Annotated in this window: 21 protein-coding genes; 8 read left to right on the top strand and 13 right to left on the bottom strand. The window is 53.4% G+C overall.

What is annotated here, in order from left to right; translation table 11 throughout:
• Positions 1-35 precede the first annotated feature (35 nt).
• The 11 genes from AB0A83_RS05960 to AB0A83_RS06010 all read right to left on the bottom strand — a co-directional run bounded on the left by AB0A83_RS05960 (position 36) and on the right by AB0A83_RS06010 (position 11,709).
• Complete coding sequence (locus AB0A83_RS05960) at positions 36-1,145, bottom strand: glycosyltransferase family 9 protein (protein ID WP_367155683.1); 1,110 nt, start codon at positions 1,143-1,145, stop codon at positions 36-38.
• A complete protein-coding gene (locus AB0A83_RS05965; RefSeq protein WP_150047386.1) occupies positions 1,145-2,131 on the bottom strand; it encodes a class I SAM-dependent methyltransferase in 987 nt (328 codons plus the stop codon). Before AB0A83_RS05965 ends, AB0A83_RS05960 begins: the two co-directional genes overlap by 1 nt.
• Before the next feature lies 1 nt (position 2,132).
• Positions 2,133-3,050, bottom strand: a complete 918-nt coding sequence (locus AB0A83_RS05970) for a methyltransferase domain-containing protein (RefSeq protein ID WP_150047387.1) — start codon at positions 3,048-3,050, stop codon at positions 2,133-2,135.
• Between the two features lie 7 nt (positions 3,051-3,057).
• A complete protein-coding gene (locus tag AB0A83_RS05975) occupies positions 3,058-3,759 on the bottom strand; it encodes a methyltransferase domain-containing protein (protein WP_150047388.1) in 702 nt (233 codons plus the stop codon).
• Positions 3,760-3,808: 49 nt separating this feature from the next.
• A complete protein-coding gene (locus AB0A83_RS05980) occupies positions 3,809-4,900 on the bottom strand; it encodes a DUF1972 domain-containing protein (protein ID WP_367155685.1) in 1,092 nt (363 codons plus the stop codon).
• Between the two features lie 529 nt (positions 4,901-5,429).
• Entirely contained in the window at positions 5,430-5,810 is a 381-nt protein-coding gene (locus AB0A83_RS05985) for a nitrogen fixation protein (protein ID WP_150047390.1), read from the bottom strand.
• 84 nt (positions 5,811-5,894) lie between these two features.
• The gene (locus tag AB0A83_RS05990; RefSeq protein ID WP_367155686.1) at positions 5,895-9,065 is read right to left on the bottom strand and encodes an HD domain-containing phosphohydrolase; all 3,171 of its coding nucleotides are present in this window, start codon (positions 9,063-9,065) and stop codon (positions 5,895-5,897) included.
• A gap of 258 nt (positions 9,066-9,323) precedes the next feature.
• Positions 9,324-10,382, bottom strand: coding sequence for an ACR3 family arsenite efflux transporter (gene arsB, locus AB0A83_RS05995; protein WP_367155687.1), 1,059 nt, complete (start codon positions 10,380-10,382; stop codon positions 9,324-9,326).
• 24 nt (positions 10,383-10,406) lie between these two features.
• The gene (locus AB0A83_RS06000) at positions 10,407-10,850 is read right to left on the bottom strand and encodes an ArsI/CadI family heavy metal resistance metalloenzyme (RefSeq protein WP_150047393.1); all 444 of its coding nucleotides are present in this window, start codon (positions 10,848-10,850) and stop codon (positions 10,407-10,409) included.
• Between the two features lie 20 nt (positions 10,851-10,870).
• Positions 10,871-11,350: an arsenate reductase ArsC gene (locus AB0A83_RS06005; protein WP_367155689.1), complete on the bottom strand. Its 480-nt coding sequence runs from the start codon at positions 11,348-11,350 to the stop codon at positions 10,871-10,873.
• Positions 11,351-11,373: 23 nt separating this feature from the next.
• The gene (locus AB0A83_RS06010) at positions 11,374-11,709 is read right to left on the bottom strand and encodes a helix-turn-helix transcriptional regulator (protein ID WP_150047395.1); all 336 of its coding nucleotides are present in this window, start codon (positions 11,707-11,709) and stop codon (positions 11,374-11,376) included.
• Positions 11,710-12,031: 322 nt separating this feature from the next.
• Between AB0A83_RS06010 and AB0A83_RS06015 the strand changes: the two genes are divergently transcribed.
• Entirely contained in the window at positions 12,032-12,508 is a 477-nt protein-coding gene (locus AB0A83_RS06015; RefSeq protein ID WP_150047396.1) for a NifB/NifX family molybdenum-iron cluster-binding protein, read from the top strand.
• A 126-nt stretch (positions 12,509-12,634) separates the two neighbouring features.
• Here the strand turns inward: AB0A83_RS06015 and AB0A83_RS06020 are convergent, their stop codons facing one another.
• Entirely contained in the window at positions 12,635-12,940 is a 306-nt protein-coding gene (locus AB0A83_RS06020; RefSeq protein ID WP_150047397.1) for a hypothetical protein, read from the bottom strand.
• Positions 12,941-13,108: 168 nt separating this feature from the next.
• Positions 13,109-13,852, bottom strand: coding sequence for a VacJ family lipoprotein (locus AB0A83_RS06025; protein WP_232056795.1), 744 nt, complete (start codon positions 13,850-13,852; stop codon positions 13,109-13,111).
• Between the two features lie 372 nt (positions 13,853-14,224).
• Between AB0A83_RS06025 and hrcA the strand changes: the two genes are divergently transcribed.
• The 7 genes from hrcA to carB all read left to right on the top strand — a co-directional run bounded on the left by hrcA (position 14,225) and on the right by carB (position 24,503).
• Entirely contained in the window at positions 14,225-15,265 is a 1,041-nt protein-coding gene (hrcA, locus tag AB0A83_RS06030) for a heat-inducible transcriptional repressor HrcA (protein ID WP_150047399.1), read from the top strand.
• 50 nt (positions 15,266-15,315) lie between these two features.
• Positions 15,316-15,960 carry a nucleotide exchange factor GrpE gene (gene grpE, locus AB0A83_RS06035; protein WP_150047400.1) on the top strand — a complete coding sequence of 215 codons (645 nt, stop codon included), beginning with the start codon at positions 15,316-15,318 and terminating at the stop codon, positions 15,958-15,960.
• A 68-nt stretch (positions 15,961-16,028) separates the two neighbouring features.
• On the top strand, positions 16,029-17,963 hold the full coding sequence (gene dnaK / locus AB0A83_RS06040) for a molecular chaperone DnaK (protein ID WP_150047401.1): 1,935 nt from the start codon (positions 16,029-16,031) through the stop codon (positions 17,961-17,963).
• Positions 17,964-18,080: 117 nt separating this feature from the next.
• Positions 18,081-19,214 carry a molecular chaperone DnaJ gene (gene dnaJ / locus AB0A83_RS06045; RefSeq protein ID WP_150047402.1) on the top strand — a complete coding sequence of 378 codons (1,134 nt, stop codon included), beginning with the start codon at positions 18,081-18,083 and terminating at the stop codon, positions 19,212-19,214.
• A gap of 4 nt (positions 19,215-19,218) precedes the next feature.
• Positions 19,219-20,028 (top strand): 4-hydroxy-tetrahydrodipicolinate reductase, encoded by an 810-nt coding sequence (dapB, locus tag AB0A83_RS06050; RefSeq protein WP_367155691.1) that lies wholly within the window; start codon positions 19,219-19,221, stop codon positions 20,026-20,028.
• Positions 20,029-20,132: 104 nt separating this feature from the next.
• A complete protein-coding gene (carA, locus tag AB0A83_RS06055) occupies positions 20,133-21,251 on the top strand; it encodes a glutamine-hydrolyzing carbamoyl-phosphate synthase small subunit (protein WP_150047404.1) in 1,119 nt (372 codons plus the stop codon).
• Positions 21,252-21,281: 30 nt separating this feature from the next.
• Positions 21,282-24,503: a carbamoyl-phosphate synthase large subunit gene (gene carB, locus AB0A83_RS06060; protein WP_150047405.1), complete on the top strand. Its 3,222-nt coding sequence runs from the start codon at positions 21,282-21,284 to the stop codon at positions 24,501-24,503.
• Positions 24,504-24,518: the final 15 nt, after the last annotated feature.

Here is a 24,518-nt window from a genome sequence, read left to right on the forward strand (position 1 = left end):
TGATTGCCGCTGAATGGGGCTGGGAGGATTGGTGGCTAGGGATAGTTCGAATTGGCTTTAATCCTGTCGCGTAATGTTTCAAACGCCACCAAGACTTCGGCGGGGCTGATCAAGTCGACGCAAGGGTGAGCCAACGGACAAGCCATGGCTAAACAAGGGCTGCATTCTACCGGATGATTCAACACGATAGCTTGTTTATTGATGGGCAACCAGATAGGCAAGTAGTTTCGGCTGCTGAATAGTGCGACCATCGGTAGGTTCAGGCCGTCGGCCATGTGCATGGGGCCGCTGTTGCTGGTGACGATAGCGCTACAGCGTTCCATCAATGCGCCGGTATGTTGCAAATGGGCTCGTCCGGCAAAATTTCTGACCCTGGCTTGTTTGTGGTCTGGCAGGCTGGCACACATGCGCTCCGCCGCCGGTCGTTCGATTTCTCCACCGAATATCAAGACGGAAATATCGGTGTGCCGTTCCAGCAAGTTTTCCAGAAACGCTTTGGCCAAATCTTCGCGCCATACTTCGGCGGGCTGTTTGGAGCCGAAAAAAAAGCCGATCAGCGGCGGCTTGAGGCCCTCGTGCTCGATGACCTCGGCTGCCCGGCGCCGGCTGGCGTCGCTCAAATAAAAGGCTTTTTTATAATGACGGTTACCGGCTTGGTTTAACAAACGCAAGGTGGTATCGACGATGTTCTCGCCGGCCAATTCGGTATCCGTCGGCACGGGCACGGGGTGAGTCAAAAAAGGCGCCAGCTCGGCCAGCGCAAACCCGGCCCGGTATCTAGGCATCGCCAGCCGCATCAAGAAAGCGTTGCGTTTGAAAACTTCGGCGTTGGAGCAAAAGGTGTTGAATGTGGGGGTGTGTAAATCCACCCACAGATCGTAACGCCGGCCAAGTAAGCGCCAAAGCAATAGGTATTTGCCCCAAGCCTTGTCGTTTCGATAAATCAGCAAGGCGTCTATATGCGGATTATGACTCAGTAGCGGTGCGACGTTGGCGCGGACTATCACCGTAATGGCTGCGTGCGGATATTTTTCTCTTAGTGCGTGTAAGGCGGGAGTAACTACCAAGGCATCGCCCAGGTCGGCCAGCATCAGACAGGCGATGCGCCGAATTTCCTCCGGTGCCGGTAGGGGCGGGGTCGTCACTAAGTCCTCCGCCGGGCAATCACAATCAGCTGCTCGCCCCAGCCGAATAACGGCGACCAGGGTTGGGAGAATAAATAATCCAAACCGCGTAGCAGGGTTCTGACCAGTTTCAACAGGCCGGTTTTTGCCAATAGCGTTTTAATCTTCTCCTTGCGGCCACGGGTTTGATAGTAATCGGCCATTTCCGCGTCGCCGTCCGGCTGTCTGCTTTTGAACGATCCCAGGGTTTGCCGTATCAATCCGGCGATGTCTATGCTGCGGATCACCACGTGTTCGACTTGGTATCCGGTCGCTTCCAGCATTGCGCATAAAGTCGCTTTATTGAATAACTGAATATGTTCGTCTTCGCAGTTGACGACCCACCATTGGGCACCGAAACAGCGCCTATACAGGCTGTCGAAGTTGGGGGTGGAAATCAGCAACAGCCCGTCCGGGTGCAGCCAATCGCGAATGCGGGTCAAGCAAGCGCGCGGCGACTCCAAGTGTTCTATCACTTCCAGCAAACTGACGACGTCGAATGCTTGGTCCGGGCGGAATTCTTCGACGGCGGCGTTATGAACCTTAAGCCCCAGCGCAGTTCGGGCATATTCGGCGGAGGCGTTTCCGTATTCCAAGCCTTCGACCAGCCAATGATTTTCGCGAGCCACGCTTAAAAAAGCGCCGGTGGAACAACCGATATCCAACAGCCTCGTGCCGGGTAGACGGTGCAAGCGCTGCAATTCGGCCAGATAACTGCGGTACAGGCTTAAGGTATTTTCCTCGAAAGCAATTCTGATCCGTTCGGCGTCCACGACGTCGTTTTCCGCCCAGGCTTGCAGTTTTTCCCTTAATAAGGCGGTTTTTACTCTGGGATTGACGTAGGTCATTCCGCACTGCGGGCAGCTTACCAGCCAAGAGTGGTGCAGGCGGTAGCGCGGCTGGCCGTCGCAATGGCCGCAGTAATCGCAACAGACCGGGCTATAGCCGTCCGGAAGGGTCGTATCCATTTTAGGCCTTTTTCCTGCCGAGTACGTAAAAGCCTCCGGCCAATTTATGGGCGTCCGGGTGGTTTCTCATTAATTTGTCCAAATATTTCCATGGGAAAAACAGCCAGCGAAACGCGCCGTTAACCAATTTGCGCAGCTTTGGATAGTTATCCGGGATCAGCATGCCGCACAAAATATTGGCCGATTGCAAAATGGCCGAAACCGGCCCCAGCGTGATGCCGAATTGCGGTTGCTCCAGGCCGGCGAACAATTTTTTCATCCCTTCCAAGGTAAAGCGGTGAAAATCGTTGGGATAACCGTGAAAGAAAAAAATGAAAGGCAGTTCGGCGTATAAGCGGCCGTTCGGCTTTAGCACTCTGAGCATTTCCGCCACTACCCATTCCGGCTGGTAAACATGCTCCAATACCGCGTTGCAGATCACCGAGTCGAAGCAGTTGTCGCGAAACGGAATGTGGTGCGCGTCGCCGACGCAATCCACGTTGTGAAACGCGGCCAAGTTCAAGGTGATTTCCCTGTCGGAATAACGGTGAGGACCGCCGCCGACGTTCAGGATGCGGGTAGCCTCGCCTTGATAATCGAACAGTGCTCGGGTGTCCGGGGTGCGGCGCAAATCGGGATTAAAGTGCAACATCATCTCGGGCGGACGCAAAAAACGGTACACGCGTTGTAAGAGCGTGGCGCGGGTCGGTTTGCTGTGTTCGTATTCGGCGACCATGGCTAGTCCGTGCTCGGTCGAGAGTTCTCCTGCGTGGTTTTGCGCGGAGCTGCCGGTCAACAAGATCGGAATGCCGTTTTGTACGGGATACTGCGCGCCGCAGCCGCTACAGACCAGGGTTGCGGCGCTGGCCTGTAGCGGATAGGTTTGACAATGCGGACAGCAAAAATCGGCGGCGTATTCGGCGAGTCTGGACGATAGCATAAGCACCTTAATTTTTTTCGGCGACGAGTAAAATGTCGGAATCCGGACCGGGCCAATCGGCAAGGCCTAATTTTTCGCCGATTCCGGCGATGAAATAGTAGGGCAAGGCCGCCAATTTACGTTTTAAACTGCCCGAGGTAATTCCGTAGGCTTTGGCGCCGTCGTATCGGCGGTAAAACATCACCTTCATGCCGTGCTGGTCCAGCCAGGCCGATATGCGTTTGTCGTCGACCAAAGGATGGAAAGGCGTCGGAAACACATCGTAATGGCCGTCGCCTCGGTCTTTTTTACCGACTATCCAGCGGTAGTACCAGCGATGAAAGCCATACGGCGTCAAACGGGTAATCAGCCCTTTCAAACTGCCGCGGTTGGGAAAACCCAAAATCATGATGCCGCCCGGAACCAGGCTTTGGATCAATTGGGTCAAGGCGATATCGGGTTGTTGCAAGTGTTCGATCACGTTGAAACAAATCACTGCACGGATGCAGTCGGCGCGAATAGGCAAGCGGTGTAGATCGGCTTGCACCCTGGCTTCGATTTGCCGGTTGCGCGCCAGTTGGCCGTAGTCGATATCGATGCTCAGAAATTGACTGGCGCCCGGCAAGTTAAAATGGCTGAAACTGCCGCCTCCCGCCTCCAGCACAAAGCCTTCCCAGGCGGTATTCCCGGCATAACGTTCGGCAAGATAACGGTTGCATTCGGCTATCATATTGCAGCTTTTGGGGGGTCAGGTTTTAAAGTAGCGAAGTGAAAGCGGTTTAGATCCATTGCTCGAATAAAGCCTGATACTCGGCCAGAATTTTTTCCCAAGTGAAAGCCTCCTGGTGCCTGCGTAGCGCTTGCGATTTTAATTTCGCCAACTGTTTATCGTCCGTCAACAAGGTATCGATGATGGCCGCGCAGCCGTCTTCATCGGAAAAATACAGCGCCGCATCGCCGGCAACCCAGCGGTTGAATTTGTTGTCGTGCGCGACGATGGCGTTACCGGCACCCAAGGCTTCCACCAAGGACGGATTGGTGCCGCCAACCGTATGTCCGTGCAGATAAAACAGCGCGTTGACTCTTAAGGCCTGCACAATCTCTTTATCGTAAATGGCGCCGGTGAACAACACCTCGTCGGACGCCGCGGCTTTAACGGCTAACTGATAAGGCAAACCGAGCTGATAATCGCCCAATACTACCAGCGTTAGTTTGCGAGTTTTACGCGACCAAGCCCGCACCATGTCCAAAATAAGGTTCTCCGGTTCCGCGCGGGCAATGACTACCGCATACGTTTCCCGGCGCAAGCCGTAGGGTTCCGGCGCATGCATCTTTATGCAATCCGCCCCGTAGGGAATCATCGCGATCTTGTTCGGACTCACCCTGCCCGACAATAGCGCCTTGATTTCCGGATGGTCCGCGATTAAATGATTCCCGATAAAACAGCCTAGCCAGTCGTTCAACCATAGCCAAAATCTAGCCCAAGCCGGCCATTTTTGCCGGCGCCATTCTATGCCGTCCATGTTGATGATGTTACGGGTTCCGGTAAGTCGGTAAATCAAGCCGAAAACAGCGGTGTTGTAGCCCAAGGTCAAAACCAGTCCGCTTTCCCGGCAGGCATGCCAGGTGGATTTCCAATCGAACAGAACGGTACTAATCGCGCCTTGAACGGTTACGGGAACATGAACCCGTCTGATGCCGCGCCATGTGTCTTCGGAAATGGCGTTTCCGCTACAGGCTTGACAATACACCGTTACTTGCCAGCCCTGTTCCTGTAAATAAACAGCCAGATGTTCGGCGAAAGTCTCGAAACCGCCATGGGCCGCGGGTACCCCCCGTGTACCCAGAATACGGAGTTTTTTATTCGTCACGATAACTTTAGTTGGAATATTGAAAGAATAAGCAGGTAGTTAGCCAAGTCAGCCGTCGGATTGCCTACGGGCTTGAGTGAAAACCAAACGATATTGTCCCGGTTTTGACAATCAGCTTGTTTAAACGGCATTTTTTGTAGTCTGGCAGACGAGAATTTAAGTTTAGGGCGAAGTTTTCCAACCGTAGTCATACAGGAGTCATACAGGGGGCGATGAACGTGTTTACGCAACTTAACACAGATAAATTTCAGCGTAAATTTAGGTTACGCATTCGGAACGATTTAAAGACGGAATTTGTGCGAATGCGGCCAAGCAGTTGGAGTGGCAGAATCGCCGATGTATCGGCGGCAACTCGCAAGGTGGAGTTTGGAAAGGTTTTTTAAGCGGTTAAGACATGAAACGTAGCCGTCGAGCGGTAGAGTCGAATGTATTCGACCCGATACCGCCGGCCGCGTATAAATCAATCCGCATGATTTTTTAACAACGGCATTGCATTGGTTTATGGGGGAGGGCTGAATGAAGGGCGATCTTATTGCTTGTGGCAGGCGTGCTCATCATGCGGCAAGCCTGCGGCCAAATTGCCGCGCATGTAAGCCTCGATGGCGCTTAACGGGTTGGTTTCCGCGGTTGTCAACAATGCGGTATTACGCAGGCCGAGATTGCGGATGACGCCTTCCCCGGCCGAACCGGCAATCGCAACGTCCACGTAATGCAGAGGGTGGCGGTTTCCGTCGCCGCGAATGTGCCATTCGTGCAGGCTGCCGGTTTTCGATAAGGCCAATTTCCAAACCGGATCGGCGGTTCCGTTGGTTAGGTCGACCGCAAATATTTGCCAATCCGCAGCCCTGCCGGCGTGAGCTGCAATGTTTCCGCTATCGTCAAGCGCGACCGCAACCAGGACTTCCGCCACAATTCTCCCCCTTAGCAATATAAATTCTGCATAAATTGTATGGGAATTACTTGCAAATGCCAACCGTTACAGAGTTTGTCCGGCTTAACAGTCGAACCCGCGCCGATCGCCGTGACCTGCGAGTGCGCTGAAGTCTAAAAAACCGGAAATATCGGCGCAATCCAGCTGATCCGGGTGTAAAAACTGCCAGCCGTATTCCAAATAAACGCCGCTGGTCAGAAAAAAACGGAATACTTCAGCATCGATGTGCCGATCCAGCACCATGTTCCGCATAATCGCCAAGGCTTCGCTGAGTCGTTTGGGTGTTTTATAAGGCCGGTCGGCGGCCGTTAACGCTTCGAAAATGTCGGCGACGGCCAGCATCCGTTCCGGTATGGACAAGTCTTCGGCCGTTAAACATCTGGGGTAACCGGTGCCGATTAAGGTCTCGTGGTGCGTGGATGCGTAACGCGCGACCTTGGCCAGTTCCTTGGGGAAGGGGAGGCTTTCCAGCATTTTGATCGTGCTGATCATGTGTTCGTTGATTTTGAAACGGTCTTCCGCGGTTAACGTGCCGCGCGACACGCTCAAATTGTACAGTTCGCCTTGGTTATACAGCAGTTCGGGGATGGGCATGCGGATGCCGAATTTGGCTTCGTATCCGTTATGGTGCAAGCGCGGATGCCAATGTTCGGGTTTGTCGGCCAACAGGGGTTCCTGGGTCGGCAACGACGCTGGTGCGGTGGGGTAACGTTGCAGTTCGACGGCGGATAAGCCCAGCCGGTCGTCGAAATGGCGTAGCCAGGTGGTGTTGGCTAATGTTTGCAAGCGAGCGATATCCGATGCATCCAAATGTTCGCCACCGAGGTTGGTTCGGGCGACGAAGGCAAAGTCCTCTTGCAAGCGGGCTTGGATTTCGTCTCTACGCAATGCCGCTGCGGCACTGGGTGCGGTCAAATAGTCGATCTGTGCGTCGCGCCACAGCACTTCGAAACGCATGCGGACCTCGTGGATGCGGTTGTATATGGTTTCCAGTTTGCTGGCTTTATCGACGATGTGTTCCGGGGTGGTGATTTTGCCGCAATCGTGTAACCAGGCCGCGATGCGAAACTCGGTCCTCTCGTCTTCCGATTGGAAACGAAAGTCTTTAAACGCACCCGCCGTCGCCCGTTCGGCGGCTTGGGCTATCATCAAGGCCAACTGCGGTACCCGGGCGCAATGCCCTGCGGTATAAGGCGATTTGTCGTCGATCGCTTGGGCAATCAAGCGGATGATGGACTCCATCAGTTCTTTTTGTTCCCGCTCGTGTTGCTGCATCGCCGCGGCCATTTCGCCTATCGAATGCGACAACTCGTCGATTTCGATGATCGCGCTATCGCGGACCCGTACCGCCTGGTAGTCGCGATGTTGGATTTTTTGGTTTTCCTGGGCCAGACTTTTGATCGGCCTGACGATAGGCGAAGCGAATAGCCAGGATACCGGGAGCAGCAACAGCAAGCCGAAGGCGGAAGCCACTGCGGAAATCGCCACTTTCTGCAAGCTGGGTGTCAGGACGACGTCGATAGGGACCAGGACGGCGAAATATTCATCCGGGTTATCGCTGCCGTGTAGCCGGGTCAGGTAAATGAAATGCTCTTGCCCGGCGATGTCGGTTTGGAAAAACCGGTCGCCACCGGGCGCAAGGTCGGGTTGAGGCAATATTTGCGGATAAGGTACTACGGCTAAGTCTGCAACGGCGTTTTGTGCATCGCCGTTGCCGAACCATTTGCTTTCCAAGCGCTTTAGCTGTTCGGGCGAGAGTGCCGCCAAGGCTTGATTCAAAATGTCCAGCAATTCGGCGTGGTGTTTGTGCACCAACAAGTTCAACTGGTCCGGAAAGTCCAAATCCTGTTTGTTCAGGTTTTCGTTGAAGCGCAAATGTTCCAGAAAATATTGATTGGCAGTGAAACGCAAAATAGCGGCCGAATCCAAGGTCGCGTGTGCCGTGCCGTTCAATACGGCGACTAACGACTCGCGCACCGAGCCGGTCTCCAGTACCGTGATTTGCGGGTAGGCGGCCCGGACGGCTTGAATGCTGGACCAGCCGGCCGGAATGGCCAACACTTTACCGTTCAATTGCGTCAGACTGGTCACGGGTTCGACATCGTCGCGAGTCGCTACCGCCGGCGGCAAGCTGATGATGGGGGCGCTGAACAGGCCTAAATCCCGATTGGCGGAGGTCGGAACCAAAGGTTGCAAAATGTCCAATTCACCTTTTTTAAACAGCTCCACCAATTGCGGCCAACTGTAGCCGTTAACGAATTCCACCTGCAGTCCGGTCATTTGCGCCAGCAAATTGATCAAATCGATGGCATAACCTTTCGGTTGTCCCGAGACCGCGTAGTCGATGGGCGGCCAATCCATTTCGTTGGAAACCCGTAGCCTTCCCGAATCGGCCACCGAACGTCGCTGTGCCTCGGTCAATGGCAGGGGAGAGACGCCGGCTAAAGGCGGGACGTCCAGCGACAGTCGATTGCCGGCGACAATGTCGCCTGTGGCGCTATAGATAAAAAGTTCGCCGTCGTGGCTGACCGGCAAGCGGTTCAGATAAGCGGATAAAGACGACAAAGCGATATCGACCGCCAATACCGCGCCGCTGCCGGCGACCACGGTCGAATACGTTTGGCCGGGCGCTTGTAAATGCTGAAACAAATAAGGCGGCGATTTTTCCACCTTGTCTGCGCCGGCTTGTTTAAACCACGTGCGTTCGCGCGGATCGTATGCGCTCCGTTCGCGCTGCGTGCTGCGCTTTTCGAACGCCGCATCGTAATAGTCCACGCTACGAAAGCGTCCTTCCGCATCGCTGGATAGCTGTATCACGGCCCAGCGGTCTGCCGGCATTGCTTTCAGCAGCATGCGAACTGCAGGGTCGGCCTCCAGATTGACCAATTGATACAAACTGCCGTCCGGGAAGGCCACGTATATGGCGTAAAACAGCGGGTTGCGTTGCATGACTTCCGCGAACAAACCTCGCGCCTCCGGATTGATCCGCGGGCCGAGCAGCAAATTCGGAAAGCGCGCCAACAGGGCCGCGCTTTCGCTGGCACGCGTGTCGATTGCGCTCAGGTAATCCCGCGTTCTGGCGGCGCTGAGCCGGTATTGCGCCAGTGCGGCGTCGACCGCCATCTGCCGGCTGAAATGGTATTGCAAGCCTATCGCCGCGGCGGCGGTAAGCAGCGTCGCGATCACGAAAATGCTGACTACCGTCAGGCGGATGGAAAAGCGCAGTCTTTGCACGGGGGCGGCTGGATTAAATGGCGCTGAGAATGGTTACGGCTTGCGGCAACTATAGAACATTTGGCGACTAACTACCGATGAGAGTTGCAGACGTGGTAAAGCTTGGGTTGACGGCGTTAACGAACCTTGAACGGGGGGATGTCAAGTTACAGGAATCTCGGGCTATTCAGTCGGTTTAACCCTTAACGCACGCCACCTGACGGTTGGCTGGATTATTGTCAGACGGAGCCTTTGCCGCAAGGTCCGCATCCTTAGACGTTAGCGGACAACAAACCAGCGTTTCTGAAATAAAAAGGCCACATTGACCAAGGCGATCATTACCGGTACTTCAATCAACGGCCCGATGACCGCGGCAAAAGCGGCTCCGCTATTAATGCCGAACACCGCCACCGCCACGGCGATAGCCAATTCGAAGTTATTGCTGGCGGCGGTAAAGGCCAACGTGGTGGTTTGCGAGTAATCGGCGCCAACCATTTTGCCCATGGCAAAGCTGATCAAGAACATCACGACAAAATAAAGCAGCAGCGGTATAGCGATACGCAATACGTGCAACGGCAATTGCACAATCAACTCGCCTTTCAGCGAAAACATCACCACGATGGTGAATAACAAGGCAATCAACGTCAGCGGACTAATCTTAGGGACAAATTGTTGCTGATACCATTGATTGCCCTTGGTTTTCACTAGTATCCAGCGCGTGCTGAACCCGGCTATAAAAGGTATGCCCAGATAAATCAATACGCTTTGGGCTATATCGACCATAGAGACGGCAACCAAACTGCCTTGCAAGCCGAACAGCGGCGGCAGTACCGTCACAAACAGCCACGCATAGACACTGAAGAACAACACTTGAAAAACGCTGTTGAAGGCGACTAAAGCGGCGCAGTATTGCTTGTCGCCGTGCGCCAGCTCGTTCCAAACGATGACCATGGCAATGCAGCGTGCCAGGCCGATCAGGATCAATCCGGTCATGTAATCGGGATAGTCGCGTAAAAACCCAATCGCCAACCCAAACATTAGCAGCGGGCCGATCAGCCAATTCTGAATCAGGGACAAGCCTAAAACGCGCCAGTTGCGAAACACGTCCCCCAGTTCTTCGTAATGAACCTTGGCCAGAGGAGGATACATCATCAGGATTAAACCGATTGCGATGGGTATATTGGTCGTGCCGACCGATACCAACGTATTGATTCGATTGACCTGATCGGGTAACGCGAAGCCTGCGGCCACTCCGATCGCCATCGCGATAAAAATCCAAAGCGTCAAATATCGATCGGGAAACGACAGTCGCGGACTCGGGCAAATTGGCTGATTCATGATGGTTGCCTGCGGGATGAAAAATCAGCTTGGGCGGCAATTTGACGAGGGACCGCAACAAGACGTACTCCGGTCGGTCGGCAAATCGGAGTCGTTACCGAACGTCGGAATATTTTTGAGCGAGTGGAAGGCTTCCCAGGGGATGCCCTGCGGGTCTATCGTCCAATACTTATCGGATTCGGCGTAACAGCAGGCTGCTTGTTTTTGTTCAATCACCGGCAAAGCCGCACCGTGCAGAATCTGTTGCACTTGTTCCAAGTCCGACGCCGATTCGACCTGAATGCCTAAATGATCCAATCCGGTTTGGCGGCCGCGGCTGGAAATCGCGAAATTGATGCGCGGGTCGTCCAGCATCCATTTGGCGTAATCGTCATGCAGCACGCTCGGCTCGGTTTGGAATAAGGCGCTGTAGAAGGCGATGTTTTGTTGCAAATTGTCCACGGCGAGATGGATATGAAAACGTTTCATAGGGATACCCCTTTGTGTGGTTAAGACAGCAAGCTGCCGATACGATCGAGTTCCGCTTTCAGGCTTTGCGGATCAGTTTGTAAGGACTGTAGAGGAAGAGCCAGAAACTGTTCGATGCGGAAACGGAGAATGCCGTATGCAGTTTCGAATGCCGCCTTGATTTCCTGCTCGTTTCCTTCGAAGTGCGCGGGATCTTCGACGCCCCAATGACTGCGCAAAACCGGACCGAGATAGGCCGGGCAGGTTTCTTTGGCGGCGTTGTCGCACACGCTGATCACGATGTCCGGCACAACCGGTAAATCGTTCCAGGATTTGCTGTAATAGCCTGCCGTCGAAATGCCTTTTTCCTGCAGCAAAGCCACCGCCCTGCTATTTAGTTTGCCGATGGGATTGCTGCCGGCGCTGATGGCATGCCAACCGTCAGGCGCCAAATGATTGAAAATCGCTTCACCCATCAACGAACGGCAAGAATTGCCGGTACAGAGAAACAAAACATACATAGCGGAATCATCCAGTAAAAAAATCAATCGGTCGGACGGCAAGACGATGGCGAGGTATCGAAGCAGCAATCCGGCTGTCCTGCGCAGCATTCGGCCGTCAGGTAATCGATCAATGCTTGCATCACGCTCAGATTGGCTCGGTAACGTAGAAACCGGCCTTCCTGGGTGACCGTCACCAAGCCTGCATAAGTCATGGCTTTCAGGTGAAAAGACAAATTGGTCGCGGGTAGCGCCAAAGCGCTAGCAATTTCCCCGGCAACCAAGCCGTCCGGCGCATGCTTAACCAGTAAGCGAAAGACGTCCAGACGTACGCCGGAGGCCAAAGACTCGAATAAGGTGGTGGCAAGTTCTTTATCCATAAATCCACTATACAATAATTATTGAAATAATGAAATATTTATTGCCGGGTCTCGATAGTCGGCTGTTAGCTGTAAGCGGACCGGCCTGCCGGGTAACTTGATATTGGCTTGCGCGTCGTGTCCTACAAGGGTTTGCCCTAAAAATAAACGTCTTCTAAGCGATTAAATAGCGGTATGCTAAACCGGGTTGGGGTCGGCCGGCCGAATGGCCGCCGATGTTTGCTTATCGGCTGCTGCGAGTCGGTAACATACCCGTCATTCAATTCGGCCCAAGACTTGCTGCGCTCAAGTTTTGGCCCAGTCGTTTATTGAGGAGTTTTAAATGAGTCAACTTGCTGAAGTAAATAGTGTTGCGGAAATAGAAGTCGATGAGAAAACCCTGAAAGTCGCGTTTGCCACTTCAGACGGTGAAATTGTCAATCAGCATTTCGGTTCGGCTTTGGGGTTTCACGTATACGGTATCGACGGCACCACCGCCACACCGTTGGCAGTTAAATCGTTCGATAAAGAAAAACGTGACGGCAATGAAGACAAACTGGTGCCTAAGCTTGCCTGGTTAACCGGTTGCGATTTGGTGTATTGCGGCTCTGCCGGCGGCTCGGCCACCAATCAATTGATTAAGCTGGGGGTATATCCCGTCGTCGTTAAAGACGGCCCTGAAATTGCTGAGATCATTGGCGACTTGCAAAAGGAAATAACCGGCAGCATGTCGCCTATGCTGGACCGGATTTTTAAACAAAAAGTCCGTAAAGATGAGGGGCGGTTTGACGAAATCGCGGATGAAGAGTGGGAGGAATAAGCGCGCCTTCCACCCATCATTAAAATGGCTCGCTCCCCGGACATTGATCGTGGGAGCGATGCTCTCGCCATGACGTTAGGCGCAAACAACTTGTGCCAGGCGTTTGAACGGCTTAAATCTAGCGCTTTATTCGATATCGCCCGCTAAAGCGGTGTCCACCGCCCGCAAAATGTAATCGTTGCCGCGAATGTTGCGCGCAAGATCGACGATTTCTTCATAAGCATAATTGTGCAGATTGAAGCTCATTTGGTCGATTTGTTTGTCGTCTATAAAAATATCGAGTAGCAATAGCACAAGGTTGTCGTGCTGATGTGCGTTATCCAACACCTTTACGCTGGATACGATGCGCATATGCTCGTCGATGTTGTTGATGTATCGTAACGACGATAAATGCTCGATTTGTGAGGGGCTTAGAACGTTGTTATTAGTCATCATGAAGCTCGAATTAAGGCCAAGACGGTTTATCCGGAGTCATTGGGCAACAAAATTTATGCCAAATTTTCCGGGATCGAATCCTGATTCGATCCCAAGTCGCCAAATACTAACGCGTGCTCCAGCCGGCATTTTTATTCGGAGCGATTTGCCTTGGCGGCATCCGCCTCAATAAGGATTTACCGGGGACAGTTTGTCATCCAGTTCCTCGATGTCCAGCAAGTCTTGCGGCGGTACGTTGCCGTCATGAACCAAATAATTTCTTTGCGACAGGTAGGCACCGCGGAAAAAAGCGTAGCGATCTAAAGCGGCTTCAGTGGCGATTTTTTCGTTTTCCAAATTATCCGCCCGTAAATCGGTCGTATTTAGCGCGCCTAGGCCGATGGATACGGCCCGGGAGACCGTGGCCGAGGAAAAATATAAGCCCGTATAGCTAATCGGATTGGTGGCTGTGTCGCCCAGCAAACCGAATATTCCACGCGGCGAACTCGGTCCTAATAACGGCAAGACTAAATACGGGCCGGCGGGGACTCCCCAGACGCCCAAGGTTTGATCGAAATCTTCCTTATGCTTGGGGAAGTCCAAGCCGCTGGCAACGTCGATTAATCCGCCTATACCCGCCGTGGTATTGAGCAGCAAGCGCGCGGTATCCTGGCCGGCTTCGTCCAGCTTACCTTGCAGGGTGTTATTGATGACGACGCGGATGTCGTCCAAGTTGCTGAAGAAATTGGTCACGCCGCTGTCTACGATGTCGGGCGTTATCCAGCGGTAACCTCTGGCGACCGGTTTCATCACGTAATCGTCCAGGCTATCGTTGAATCCCTGCATGCTGCGGTTCCACCCCTCGAACGGGTCGTCCGGGTTTTTCGCAGCGCTTGAGGCGCATCCGGTCGCTAATATGATGATGGCCATTGCGGGCGCTAATAAACGGGATGGTCCCAAACGCATGCTTTTATACCTCGTTAGTTGTAGGCCGGCACAAGGGGTGGCGCAACATAGCACACAATGCCGGCTAGTCGGCAAGGAATTATAGGCGGTGGCGGAACAAATAGGACCTGCCGGCTTAGCTACCGATTAAAGTTAAATTTCGCTATCGCAACAGGGCTCGTTTGCCAGTTCTTCGCAAGCAGCATACGTAAAATCGGCTCATAAAGCGTTAGCCCGTGTAAGTCGTATTTGGAGAAACCGGCCGGCAGGGCGGTTGACAAGGTTTCGGCTTGCTGTTAGCTTTCCTGGCACTCTTGGGCTTAGAGTGCTAATAGTGGTTTTTCGGGTGGAGTGGTTGTGGCCAGTAATCCAGATTTAAACGACAGGTCTTTGTACCTATTAAAAACCTTGGTTGAGCGTTATATCCAAGACGGACAGCCCGTTGGATCGCGCGTGTTATCCAAGGATGCGAATCTCAAACTGAGTCCGGCAACCATTCGCAACGTGATGGCCGATTTGGAAGATTTGGGATTGATTCATTCGCCGCACACCTCCGCCGGCAGAGTACCCACCGTCAGCGGCTACCGTTTGTTCGTCAACAGTTTGCTGACGGTTAAGCCTTTGCAATTGCAGGAATTGGATCAGTTGCATAGCCACATGTTGTCGGAAGCCGACGCGCCGGCCGAGTTATTGTCCAAGGCTTCCAAGTTGTTGTCTGAAGTCAGCAAAATGGCAGGTGTGGTGACTTTGCCGCGCCGGGAGTCGGTCACGCTGCGGCACATCGAATTCCTGCCGATGTCGAGTGGCCGGGTTCTGGTGATATTCGTGACCGACGGCGACGAAGTGCATAACAAGATTATCCATACCGAGCGGGTTTTCGCCGCATCGGAATTGCAGCAGGCCGCCAATTACCTGAATTCGGTCTATAGCGGTCAAAGTCTGGCTCGCATCCGGGAACTGATTTTATCCGACATGGAACAGGATAAGAACCAGGTCAATCAGGGCATGATAGATGCGGTGAATATGGCTAAATTGGCGTTCGAGCAGCAGCCGAAGGAAGATTATGTGCTAAGCGGCGAGACCAATCTGATGGGGTTTTCGGAATTGTCGCATATGGATAGATTGAAACAGTTGTTCGAGGCATTCAGTCAGAAGCAAGGAGTGATTCACCTGTTGGATCAATGTCTTAACTCGGAAGGCGTGCAGATTTTCATCGGCGAGGAGTCCGGGTACCGGGCCTTCGATCATTGCAGTTTGGTGACTTCGTCCTATTCGGTCAACGATGAAGTGGTCGGGGTACTCGGAGTGATCGGCCCTACCCGGATGGCTTACGAGAAAATCATTCCCTACGTCGACGTTACCGCAAAATTATTGGGAGCGGCCTTGAATAGTAAATAATCGTCCCTATCGTTTACGGACTGAAAAAAATTAATACTGTGGAGTAGAACATGAGTCATCAGCAATCAAGCCACGAGCAGCAGACAGACAGTGAATTAATTGCCGAAGTGCTTGAGCAAACCAAACACGCGTTTAACGAGCCGGTTGGAGAAGAGGCGCCGCAGTCTGCCGAGCAAAGCGCGGAACTGGATGCTTTACGTGCCCAGTTGGAAGAAGCGCAGCAACAGGCGGCGGCCAATTTGGATAAAGCCATGCGTGCTGCGGCGGAGATGGACAATCTGAAAAAGCGCATACAAAAAGAATTGGACGACGAGCGCAAATACGGATTGGCCAAGTTCGCAAAAGAATTGCTTTCGGTCCTGGATAGCCTGGAATTAGGTATACAAGCCGCTACCGGCGACAGCCCGGAGATGGCTAAATTACGCGAGGGCAGCGAGCTGACGATTAAGCAGTTCGAATCCGTATTTGCAAAATTCAACATCGAAGCAATCGATCCCACCGGTCAACCGTTTAATCCGGAGTTGCATCAGGCGATGGTCATGCAGCCGAGTACCAGCGTTGAGCCGGGTCACGTTATTACCGTATTCCAAAAAGGTTATGTGCTGAACGGCCGCTTGTTGCGCCCGGCTATGGTGGTCGTGGCAAAAGCGGAAGACAAACCCGCCGATAGTGCAAAAATCGATGAGCAGGCTTGAAATTTAAATCATCAACCGCATATCGCTAACAACTTATTTACAACTAAATTCAAGTCCGGAGAACATCAATGGGTAAAATGATCGGTATAGATTTGGGAACCACCAATTCTTGCGTGGCGGTGCTGGACAACGGCACCGCGCGCGTCATCGAAAACAGCGAAGGCGCGCGTACCACGCCTTCCATCATCGCCTTTACCGGCGACAACGAAGTGTTGGTCGGTCAGTCCGCCAAACGTCAGGCGGTCACCAATCCGGAAAACACCTTGTTTGCGATCAAGCGTTTGATCGGCCGCCGCTTTAAAGAAGACGCGGTGCAAAAAGACATCAAAATGGTGCCTTACAAAATCATCGAAGCCAACAACGGCGACGCTTGGGTGGAGTGTCACGGTAAGAAAATGGCGCCGCCGGAAGTGTCTTCCCGTGTATTGATGAAACTGAAAAAAGACGCCGAAGCCTTTTTGGGCGAAGAGGTTACCGAAGCGGTCATCACCGTGCCGGCCTATTTCAACGATTCGCAACGTCAAGCCACCAAAGACGCCGGTCGTATCGCCGGCCTGGATGTGAAACGTATCATCAACGAGCCGACTGCGGCGGCGTTGGCCTTCGGCATGGACAAGCCGAAAGGCGACACCACGATTGCCGTGTACGATCTGGGCGGCGGTACTTTCGATATTTCCATCATCGAAATCGCCGAAATCGAAGGCGAACACCAGTTCGAAGTATTGGCCACCAACGGCGACACCTTCCTGGGCGGTGAAGATTTCGACTTGCGCATCATCGATTTTTTGGCGAACGAATTCAAAAAAGACAACGGTATCGATTTACACAACGACCCTCTGGCTTTGCAACGGCTGAAAGAAGCGGCGGAAAAAGCCAAAATCGAACTGTCGTCGTCCGAACAAACCGACATCAATCTGCCTTACATTACGGCGGATGCGTCGGGTCCGAAACACTTGAACATCAAGCTGACCCGCGCCAAATTGGAGTCATTGGTCGAAGATTTGATCGAAAAAACCAAGGGTCCGTGCTTGCAGGCGATCAAAGATGCCGGCATATCCAATGCCAAAATCAACGACGTGATTCTGGTCGGCGGTCAAACCCGGATGCCTAAGGTCCAAGCATTCGTCAAAGAATTGTTCGGCAAAGAGCCGCGTAAAGACGTTAATCCGGACGAAGCGGTGGCGTTGGGTGCGGCGATCCAGGCCGGCGTATTGGGCGGCGACGTCAGAGACGTCTTGTTGCTGGACGTGACCCCGCTGTCGCTAGGTATCGAAACTTTGGGCGGCGTGATGACCAAATTGATCGAAAAAAACACCACGATTCCGACCAACGCCTCGCAAGTGTTCTCGACCGCCGAAGATAATCAAACCGCCGTGACCGTGCACGTGCTGCAAGGCGAACGGGAAATGGCGTCGGCCAACAAGTCGCTGGGCCGTTTCGACTTGCAGGACATTCCGCCGGCACCGCGCGGCATTCCGCAGATCGAAGTATCCTTCGACATCGACGCCAACGGTATTTTGAACGTGTCGGCTAAGGACAAAGCCACCGGCAAGAAACAATCGATCATCATTAAAGCGTCCAGCGGTTTGTCGGAAGACGAAGTGCAGCGCATGATTAAAGACGCCGAAGCCCACGCCGACGAAGACCGCAAACTGAAGGAATTGGTTTCGGCCCGCAACAGCGCGGAAGGCATGATCCACGCCACCGAGAAATCGCTGAAAGAACTGGGCGATCAAGTCAGCAGCGACGAAAAATCGGCTATCGAGTCGGCTATCAAAGATCTGCATGCCGTGTTGAAAGGCGACGACAAAGACGCCATCGAAGCCAAAACCAATGCCTTGACCGAGTTGTCTGGCAAGCTGGCCGAGCGGGTTTATGCGCAAAAAGGCGGCGCGGAAGCGCAGTCCGGTGAACATACCGCCGGAGGCGCGCATCAGCAAGCGGCGCCGGACAACGATGTGGTCGACGCCGAGTTCGAGGAAGTTAAAGACGACCACAAATAAATCGTCACCGGCGGTTTAATCGAAGTAGGGTAAGAAGCGGGGGGTTGGATAACCCCGGCTTCTTAGTGCTGAATCACTCTATATAACCGCCAATTTACGTTGGCGGTTTTCCACGTCATGGCAAAAGAAGATTTTTACAAACTGCTGGAAGTCGATCGCAACGCCAGCGAGGCGGAGATCAAGAAAAGCTATCGCAAGATGGCGATGAAGTTTCATCCGGATCGAAACAAAGACAATCCTGAAGAGGCCGAGCAAAAATTCAAGGTGATCAAGGAAGCTTACGAAGTGTTGTCCGATCCGAAGAAGCGTTCGGCATACGATCAATTTGGCCACGCCGGCGTGGATCCGTCCATGGGCGGACGCGGCGGTTTCAGCGGCGCGGAAAGCTTTAGCGACATCTTCGGCGACGTATTCGGCGATATTTTCGGCGGTGGCCGCCAGCAACGCAGCAGCGTACAACGCGGTGCGGATTTGCGTTACAACCTGGAATTGACCTTGGAGGAAGCGGTAGGCGGTACCGAAGCGGTCGTCAAGGTGCCTGTGTTGGTTGCCTGTGGCGAATGTAACGGTTCCGGCGCCAAGAAGGGCAGCAGTCCCGTTACCTGTACGACTTGTCACGGCCACGGTCAAGTCAGAATGCAGCAAGGCTTTTTTTCGGTTCAGCAAACTTGTCCGAATTGCCGCGGTACCGGCAAGCAGATCAAAGATCCGTGTCCCAAGTGTTACGGTCAAGGGCGGGTGCAAGAGACTAAAACCCTCAACGTCAAAGTGCCGGCCGGGGTGGATACCGGCGACCGGATTCGTTTGGCCGGCGAAGGCGAAGCCGGGATGAACGGCGGTCCGGCGGGCGATTTGTACGTGCAAGTGCAAGTTAAAGAACATCCCATCTTTACCCGCGACGGAGCGAATCTATATTGCGAGGTGCCGATCAGCTTTCCGACCGCTTGTCTGGGCGGTGAAATGGAGGTGCCGACTTTGGATGGTAAAGTCAAACTGAAAATTCCTGCGGAAACGCAAACCGGCAAATTGTTTCGCTTGCGCGGCAAAGGCGTTAAACCGGTACGCGGCGGCTCGATCGGGGATTTATTGTGCCGGGTGCAAATCGAAACGCCGGTACGTTTGACCAAAGAGCAACAAGTCTTGCTGGAAAAGCTGCAAGAATCGCTAACCGGCGGCGGTAAGCAGCACAGTCCGCAAGAGCATAGCTGGATGGATGGCGTGAAAAGCTTTTTCGATAAATTGACAGGATAGTTTCATGGTGCGTATTGGATTGGTCGGAGTTTCCGGTCGTATGGGCTTGTGCTTGATCAAGGCGGCAGCCTTGACGGAGCATGCCGAATTTACCGTCGCGGTATCGCGTCCGGAAAGTCTGGCCATAGGCAAAGATGCCGGCGAGCTGGCAGGGATCTCCACCCTCGGGATAACCGTGAGCGATGATTTGCCCGCTGTCTTGGACTATTTCGATGTGTTGATCGATTTTACCCGGCCGGACAGCTCGATGGACTATCTCGACATTTGCCGGCAAGCCGGCAAGAGGGTAGTCATCGGCACTACCGGTTATTCCGATGCGCAAAAACAAGCGATAGCCGTTGCAGCGCAACAAATACCTATCGTGCTGGCGCCGAATTTCAGCGTAGGCGTTAATTTGTCGTTGAAGTTGCTGGAAACCGCTGCCAAAGTGATGGGGGAATACACAGACATTGAAGTTATAGAAGCCCATCACAGACATAAAGTCGACGCACCGTCCGGTACTGCCTTACGGATGGGCGAAGTGGTTGCGGCAACATTGGGGCGTGATCTCAAACAATGTGCAGTTTATGGCCGGGAGGGCGAAACCGGGACCCGCGATCGGAAAACGATTGGCTTTTCGACGATCAGGGCGGGAGACATTGTGGGCGAGCACACGGTAATGTTTGCGGATGAGGGCGAGCGAGTGGAAATTACCCACAAAGCCACCAGCCGGATGACGTTTGCCAACGGCGCCGTTAGGGCGGCAATTTGGCTGGAGGGCAAGCCGGCCGGGCTGTACGACATGCAAGATGTGTTAGGTCTAAAAAATTGTTAATGACCGGCACGGCATAATTTCGTAAAATTACATCAGTTTTTCTCACTCCGGAACGGGATTAGTCGTCAGACTCATCCCGTTTTCTACATCTAAGGTGGCCTAATTTGAATAATCCCGCAATACTGGTATTGGAAGACGGAGCTGTGTTTCAAGGCACATCGATCGGGGCAGACGGTTGTTCAGTGGGCGAGGTGGTTTTCAATACGGCATTGACAGGATACCAAGAAATTTTAAGCGACCCCTCGTATGCCCGGCAGATCGTTACCTTGACCTACCCGCATGTCGGCAACGTCGGCGTCAATGCCGAAGACGACGAAGCCGGACAGGTTTTTGCCAGCGGATTGGTTATCCGCGATTTACCGCAGCTTGCCAGCAACTGGCGCATGCAACAGAACTTGCCCGATTACTTGCGCGCGCGTGGTGTAGTGGCCATCGCCGACATCGATACCCGCCAATTGACCCGCTTGTTGCGCGATAAAGGCGCGCAGCGCGGTTGTTTAATGGCCGGTGCAGACCTGGATATAGAAGCCGCCAAACAAGCGATCGACGGTTTTCCCGGTTTGCAGGGCATGGATTTGGCTAAGGAAGTGACTACCGCCGGCGTTTACGAATGGAGCGAAAACACGTGGCAGCTAGGTAAAGGTCATCCGGCGGCGACTCATTTGACCAAACACGTGGTGGCTTACGATTTCGGCGTCAAACGCAATATTCTGCGTCTGCTGGTCAATCGTGGCTGCCGGGTTACCGTGGTGCCGGCTACTACCCCTGCGGACCAGGTGTTGGCGATGAATCCAGACGGCGTGTTTCTATCTAACGGACCGGGGGATCCCGAGCCTTGTGATTATGCGATCGATGCGATCAAGACAATTTTGGAACGCAAAGTACCGGTATTCGGTATTTGTTTAGGCCATCAATTGCTGGCATTGGCGAGCGGCGCTAAAACAGAAAAAATGAAATTCGGCCATCACGGGGCCAATCATCCGGTACAAGAACTGGCAAGCGGCAAAGTGATGATCAGCAGTCAGAATCACGGTTTTGCGGTCAGCGCCGAGAATCTACCGGTCAATCTGAAAGCAACTTACGTATCGCTATTCGACGGCAGCTTGCAAGGCATAGCCCGTACCGACGTACCGGCATTCAGTTTTCAAGGTCATCCAGAGGCCAGCCCCGGCCCACATGACGTCGAAGCTTTGTTCGACCAATTCGTCGCATTGATGAACTAAGCGTCTTTTGCCCAATTTTCACTGAGTATCATGCCCAAAAGAACTGACATAAAATCGATTTTATTACTGGGGGCCGGCCCTATCGTGATCGGCCAGGCTTGCGAATTCGATTATTCCGGCACCCAAGCGTGTAAAGCCTTGCGCGAAGAAGGCTACAGAGTCGTCTTAGTGAATTCCAATCCGGCCACCATCATGACCGACCCGGATATGGCGGATGCCATTTACATCGAGCCTATCGATTGGCAGACCGTCGAAAAAATTATCGAAAAAGAACGTCCGGATGCGATTTTGCCAACCATGGGCGGGCAAACTGCACTGAATTGCGCGTTGGCATTGGACAAACACGGGGTATTGGCGAAATACGGCGTGGAAATGATAGGGGCCAGCAAAGACGCCATCAACAAAGCCGAAGATCGGGATTTGTTCAATAAGGCCATGCGCAAAATCGGTTTAGAAGTGGCTAAATCCCGCGTGGCGCACAGCATGGAGGAAGCGTTCGCCGCACAAGAGGAAGTGGGTTATCCGACCATCATTCGGCCGTCGTTTACCATGGGCGGTAGCGGCGGCGGTATTGCTTACAACCGCGAGGAATTCATCGAAATTTGCGAGCGCGGTTTGTCGCTGTCTCCGACTAACGAACTTTTGATCGAAGAGTCGGTTTTGGGTTGGAAAGAGTTCGAAATGGAAGTGGTGCGCGACTCTAAAGACAACTGCATCATCATATGCTCCATCGAAAACTTCGATCCGATGGGCGTGCATACCGGCGATTCGATTACCGTCGCGCCGGCGCAGACCCTGACCGACAAGGAATACCAGATTCTGCGCAACGCTTCGTTGGCGGTATTGCGTGAAATCGGCGTCGATACCGGCGGCTCTAACGTGCAGTTTGCGATCAATCCGCAAGACGGCCGTCTGATCGTGATCGAAATGAACCCGCGGGTGTCGCGTTCCTCGGCTTTAGCGTCCAAGGCTACCGGCTTTCCCATTGCGAAAGTCGCCGCCAAATTGGCGGTCGGCTATACCCTGGACGAACTGCGTAACGAAATAACCGGGGGTAAAACGCCGGCTTCGTTTGAACCGACGATCGACTACGTCGTCACCAAAGTGCCGCGCTTTGCCTTCGAAAAGTTTCCGCAAGCCAACGACCGGTTGACGACGCAGATGAAATCGGTCGGCGAGGTGATGGCGATAGGCCGGACTTTCCAAGAATCGTTGCAAAAAGCCTTGCGCGGCCTGGAAGTCGGTGTGGACGGTTTGGACGAAACCGTTGATTTAAGCGACTCCGGCAGCCAAGACATCATACTGCGGGAATTGCGCTACCCTGGCCCTCGCCGCTTATGGTTTTTAGCCGATGCGTTTCGTAGCGGTTTGAGCTTCGACGAAATCCATCAAGCCTGCAAAATCGATCCTTGGTTCTTGGCGCAAGTTGAAGATTTGATAGTCACCGAAAAAACCTTGGCTACCAAAACCTTGGCGACCTTGGAAAAAGGCGAATTGCTCAGGTTGAAACGCAAAGGTTTCTCCGATGCGCGTCTGGCCAAACTGTTGGCCACTAAAGAATCCGAAGTGCGCAACGTCAGGCATAAACAAGGCGTGCGGCCGGTTTACAAGCGCATCGACTCGTGCGCGGCTGAATTTGCTTCCGATACCGCATATCTTTATTCCACTTACGAACAAGAGTGCGAAGCCGCTCCGTCCGCGCGCGACAAAATCGTCATTTTGGGCGGTGGCCCCAACCGGATCGGGCAGGGTATAGAATTCGACTACTGTTGCGTACACGCGGCATTGGCCTTGCGTGAAGACGGCTACGAGACCATTATGGTTAACTGTAATCCGGAGACTGTTTCTACCGATTTCGATACGTCGGATCGCTTGTACTTCGAGCCCTTGACCTTGGAAGATGTGCTGGAAATCATCGATTTGGAGAAACCCAAGGGCGTAATCGTGCAATACGGCGGGCAAACCCCGCTGAAATTGGCGCGGGCGTTGGAAGCGGCCGGCGCGCCTATCATCGGGACTTCCCCGGATTCGATCGATTTGGCCGAAGATAGAGAGCGCTTTCAGCAGTTGTTGGAGCGCTTGAACTTGAAACAGCCGCCGAATGCGACTGCGCGCTCGGTGGAGCAAGCGGTGAGTTTGGCCAAAGAAATCGGCTATCCCTTGGTGGTGCGCCCCTCTTACGTGCTGGGTGGCCGGGCAATGGAAATCGTATTCAACGAGGAAGGTTTGCGCCGCTACATGAAAGAGGCGGTCAGCGTGTCCAACGATTCGCCGGTATTGCTGGACCGCTTTTTGGACGACGCGGTGGAAATGGATGTGGACGCGATTTACGACGGCGAAACCTGTTTGATTGGCGGTTTGATGGAGCATATCGAACAAGCCGGGGTGCATTCGGGCGATTCCGCTTGTTCTATCCCACCCTACGATTTGCCGGCGCACATTCAAGACCAGTTGCGCGCACAAGTAGCGAAAATGGCCGAAGCTTTGGGTGTTTGTGGTTTGATGAATACCCAGTTCGCCATTCAGGGTGAGACTATTTTCGTGTTGGAAGTGAATCCGCGTGCCTCGCGTACCGCGCCGTTCGTATCCAAAGCGACCGGTTATCCGCTCGCTAAAATCGCCGCGCGTTGCATGGTTGGTAAATCGTTGAAGGAACAGGGCGTTACCGAAGAGCGCATACCCGAGTATTTTTCGGTTAAAGAGGCGGTGTTTCCGTTCATCAAGTTTCCCGGCGTCGATCCCTTGCTAGGTCCGGAAATGAAATCGACCGGAGAAGTGATGGGGGTTGGCAGAACATTCGGCGAGGCTTTCGCCAAATCACAACGGGCCGGCGGGGTGGATTTGAGTCAAAGCGGTAAGGTGTTGATCAGTATTCGGGATGCGGATAAGCCGAAATTGCCGGATTTGGCCAAACGCTTGATCGAGAAAAATTACGAAATCGTCGCGACCCGTGGAACGGCAAGAGTGTTGAAAGAGGCCGGAATTCCTTGCCAGGAAATTTTCAAGGTCAACGAAGGCCGGCCGAATACCGTCGATATGATCAAAAACGGCGAAATTCAATTGATCGTCAACACGACGGAAGGCGTCAAAGCCGTAGCCGACTCCTTTACCATGCGTAGGGAAGCGTTGCAGCGCAAAGTAACCTATTACACCACCATGGCGGGGGCCAGGGCGGCCTGTTTTGCATTGGGAGAGCTGTCTGCGGGCAATGTCAATTGTTTGCAGGATTTACACAAAACCTTCGAGGGATAAAAATAACAAATGTTT

It is taken from the genome of Methylomonas sp. HYX-M1 (assembly GCF_040741385.1).
GTDB classification, from domain to species: Bacteria; Pseudomonadota; Gammaproteobacteria; order Methylococcales; family Methylomonadaceae; genus Methylomonas; species Methylomonas rhizoryzae.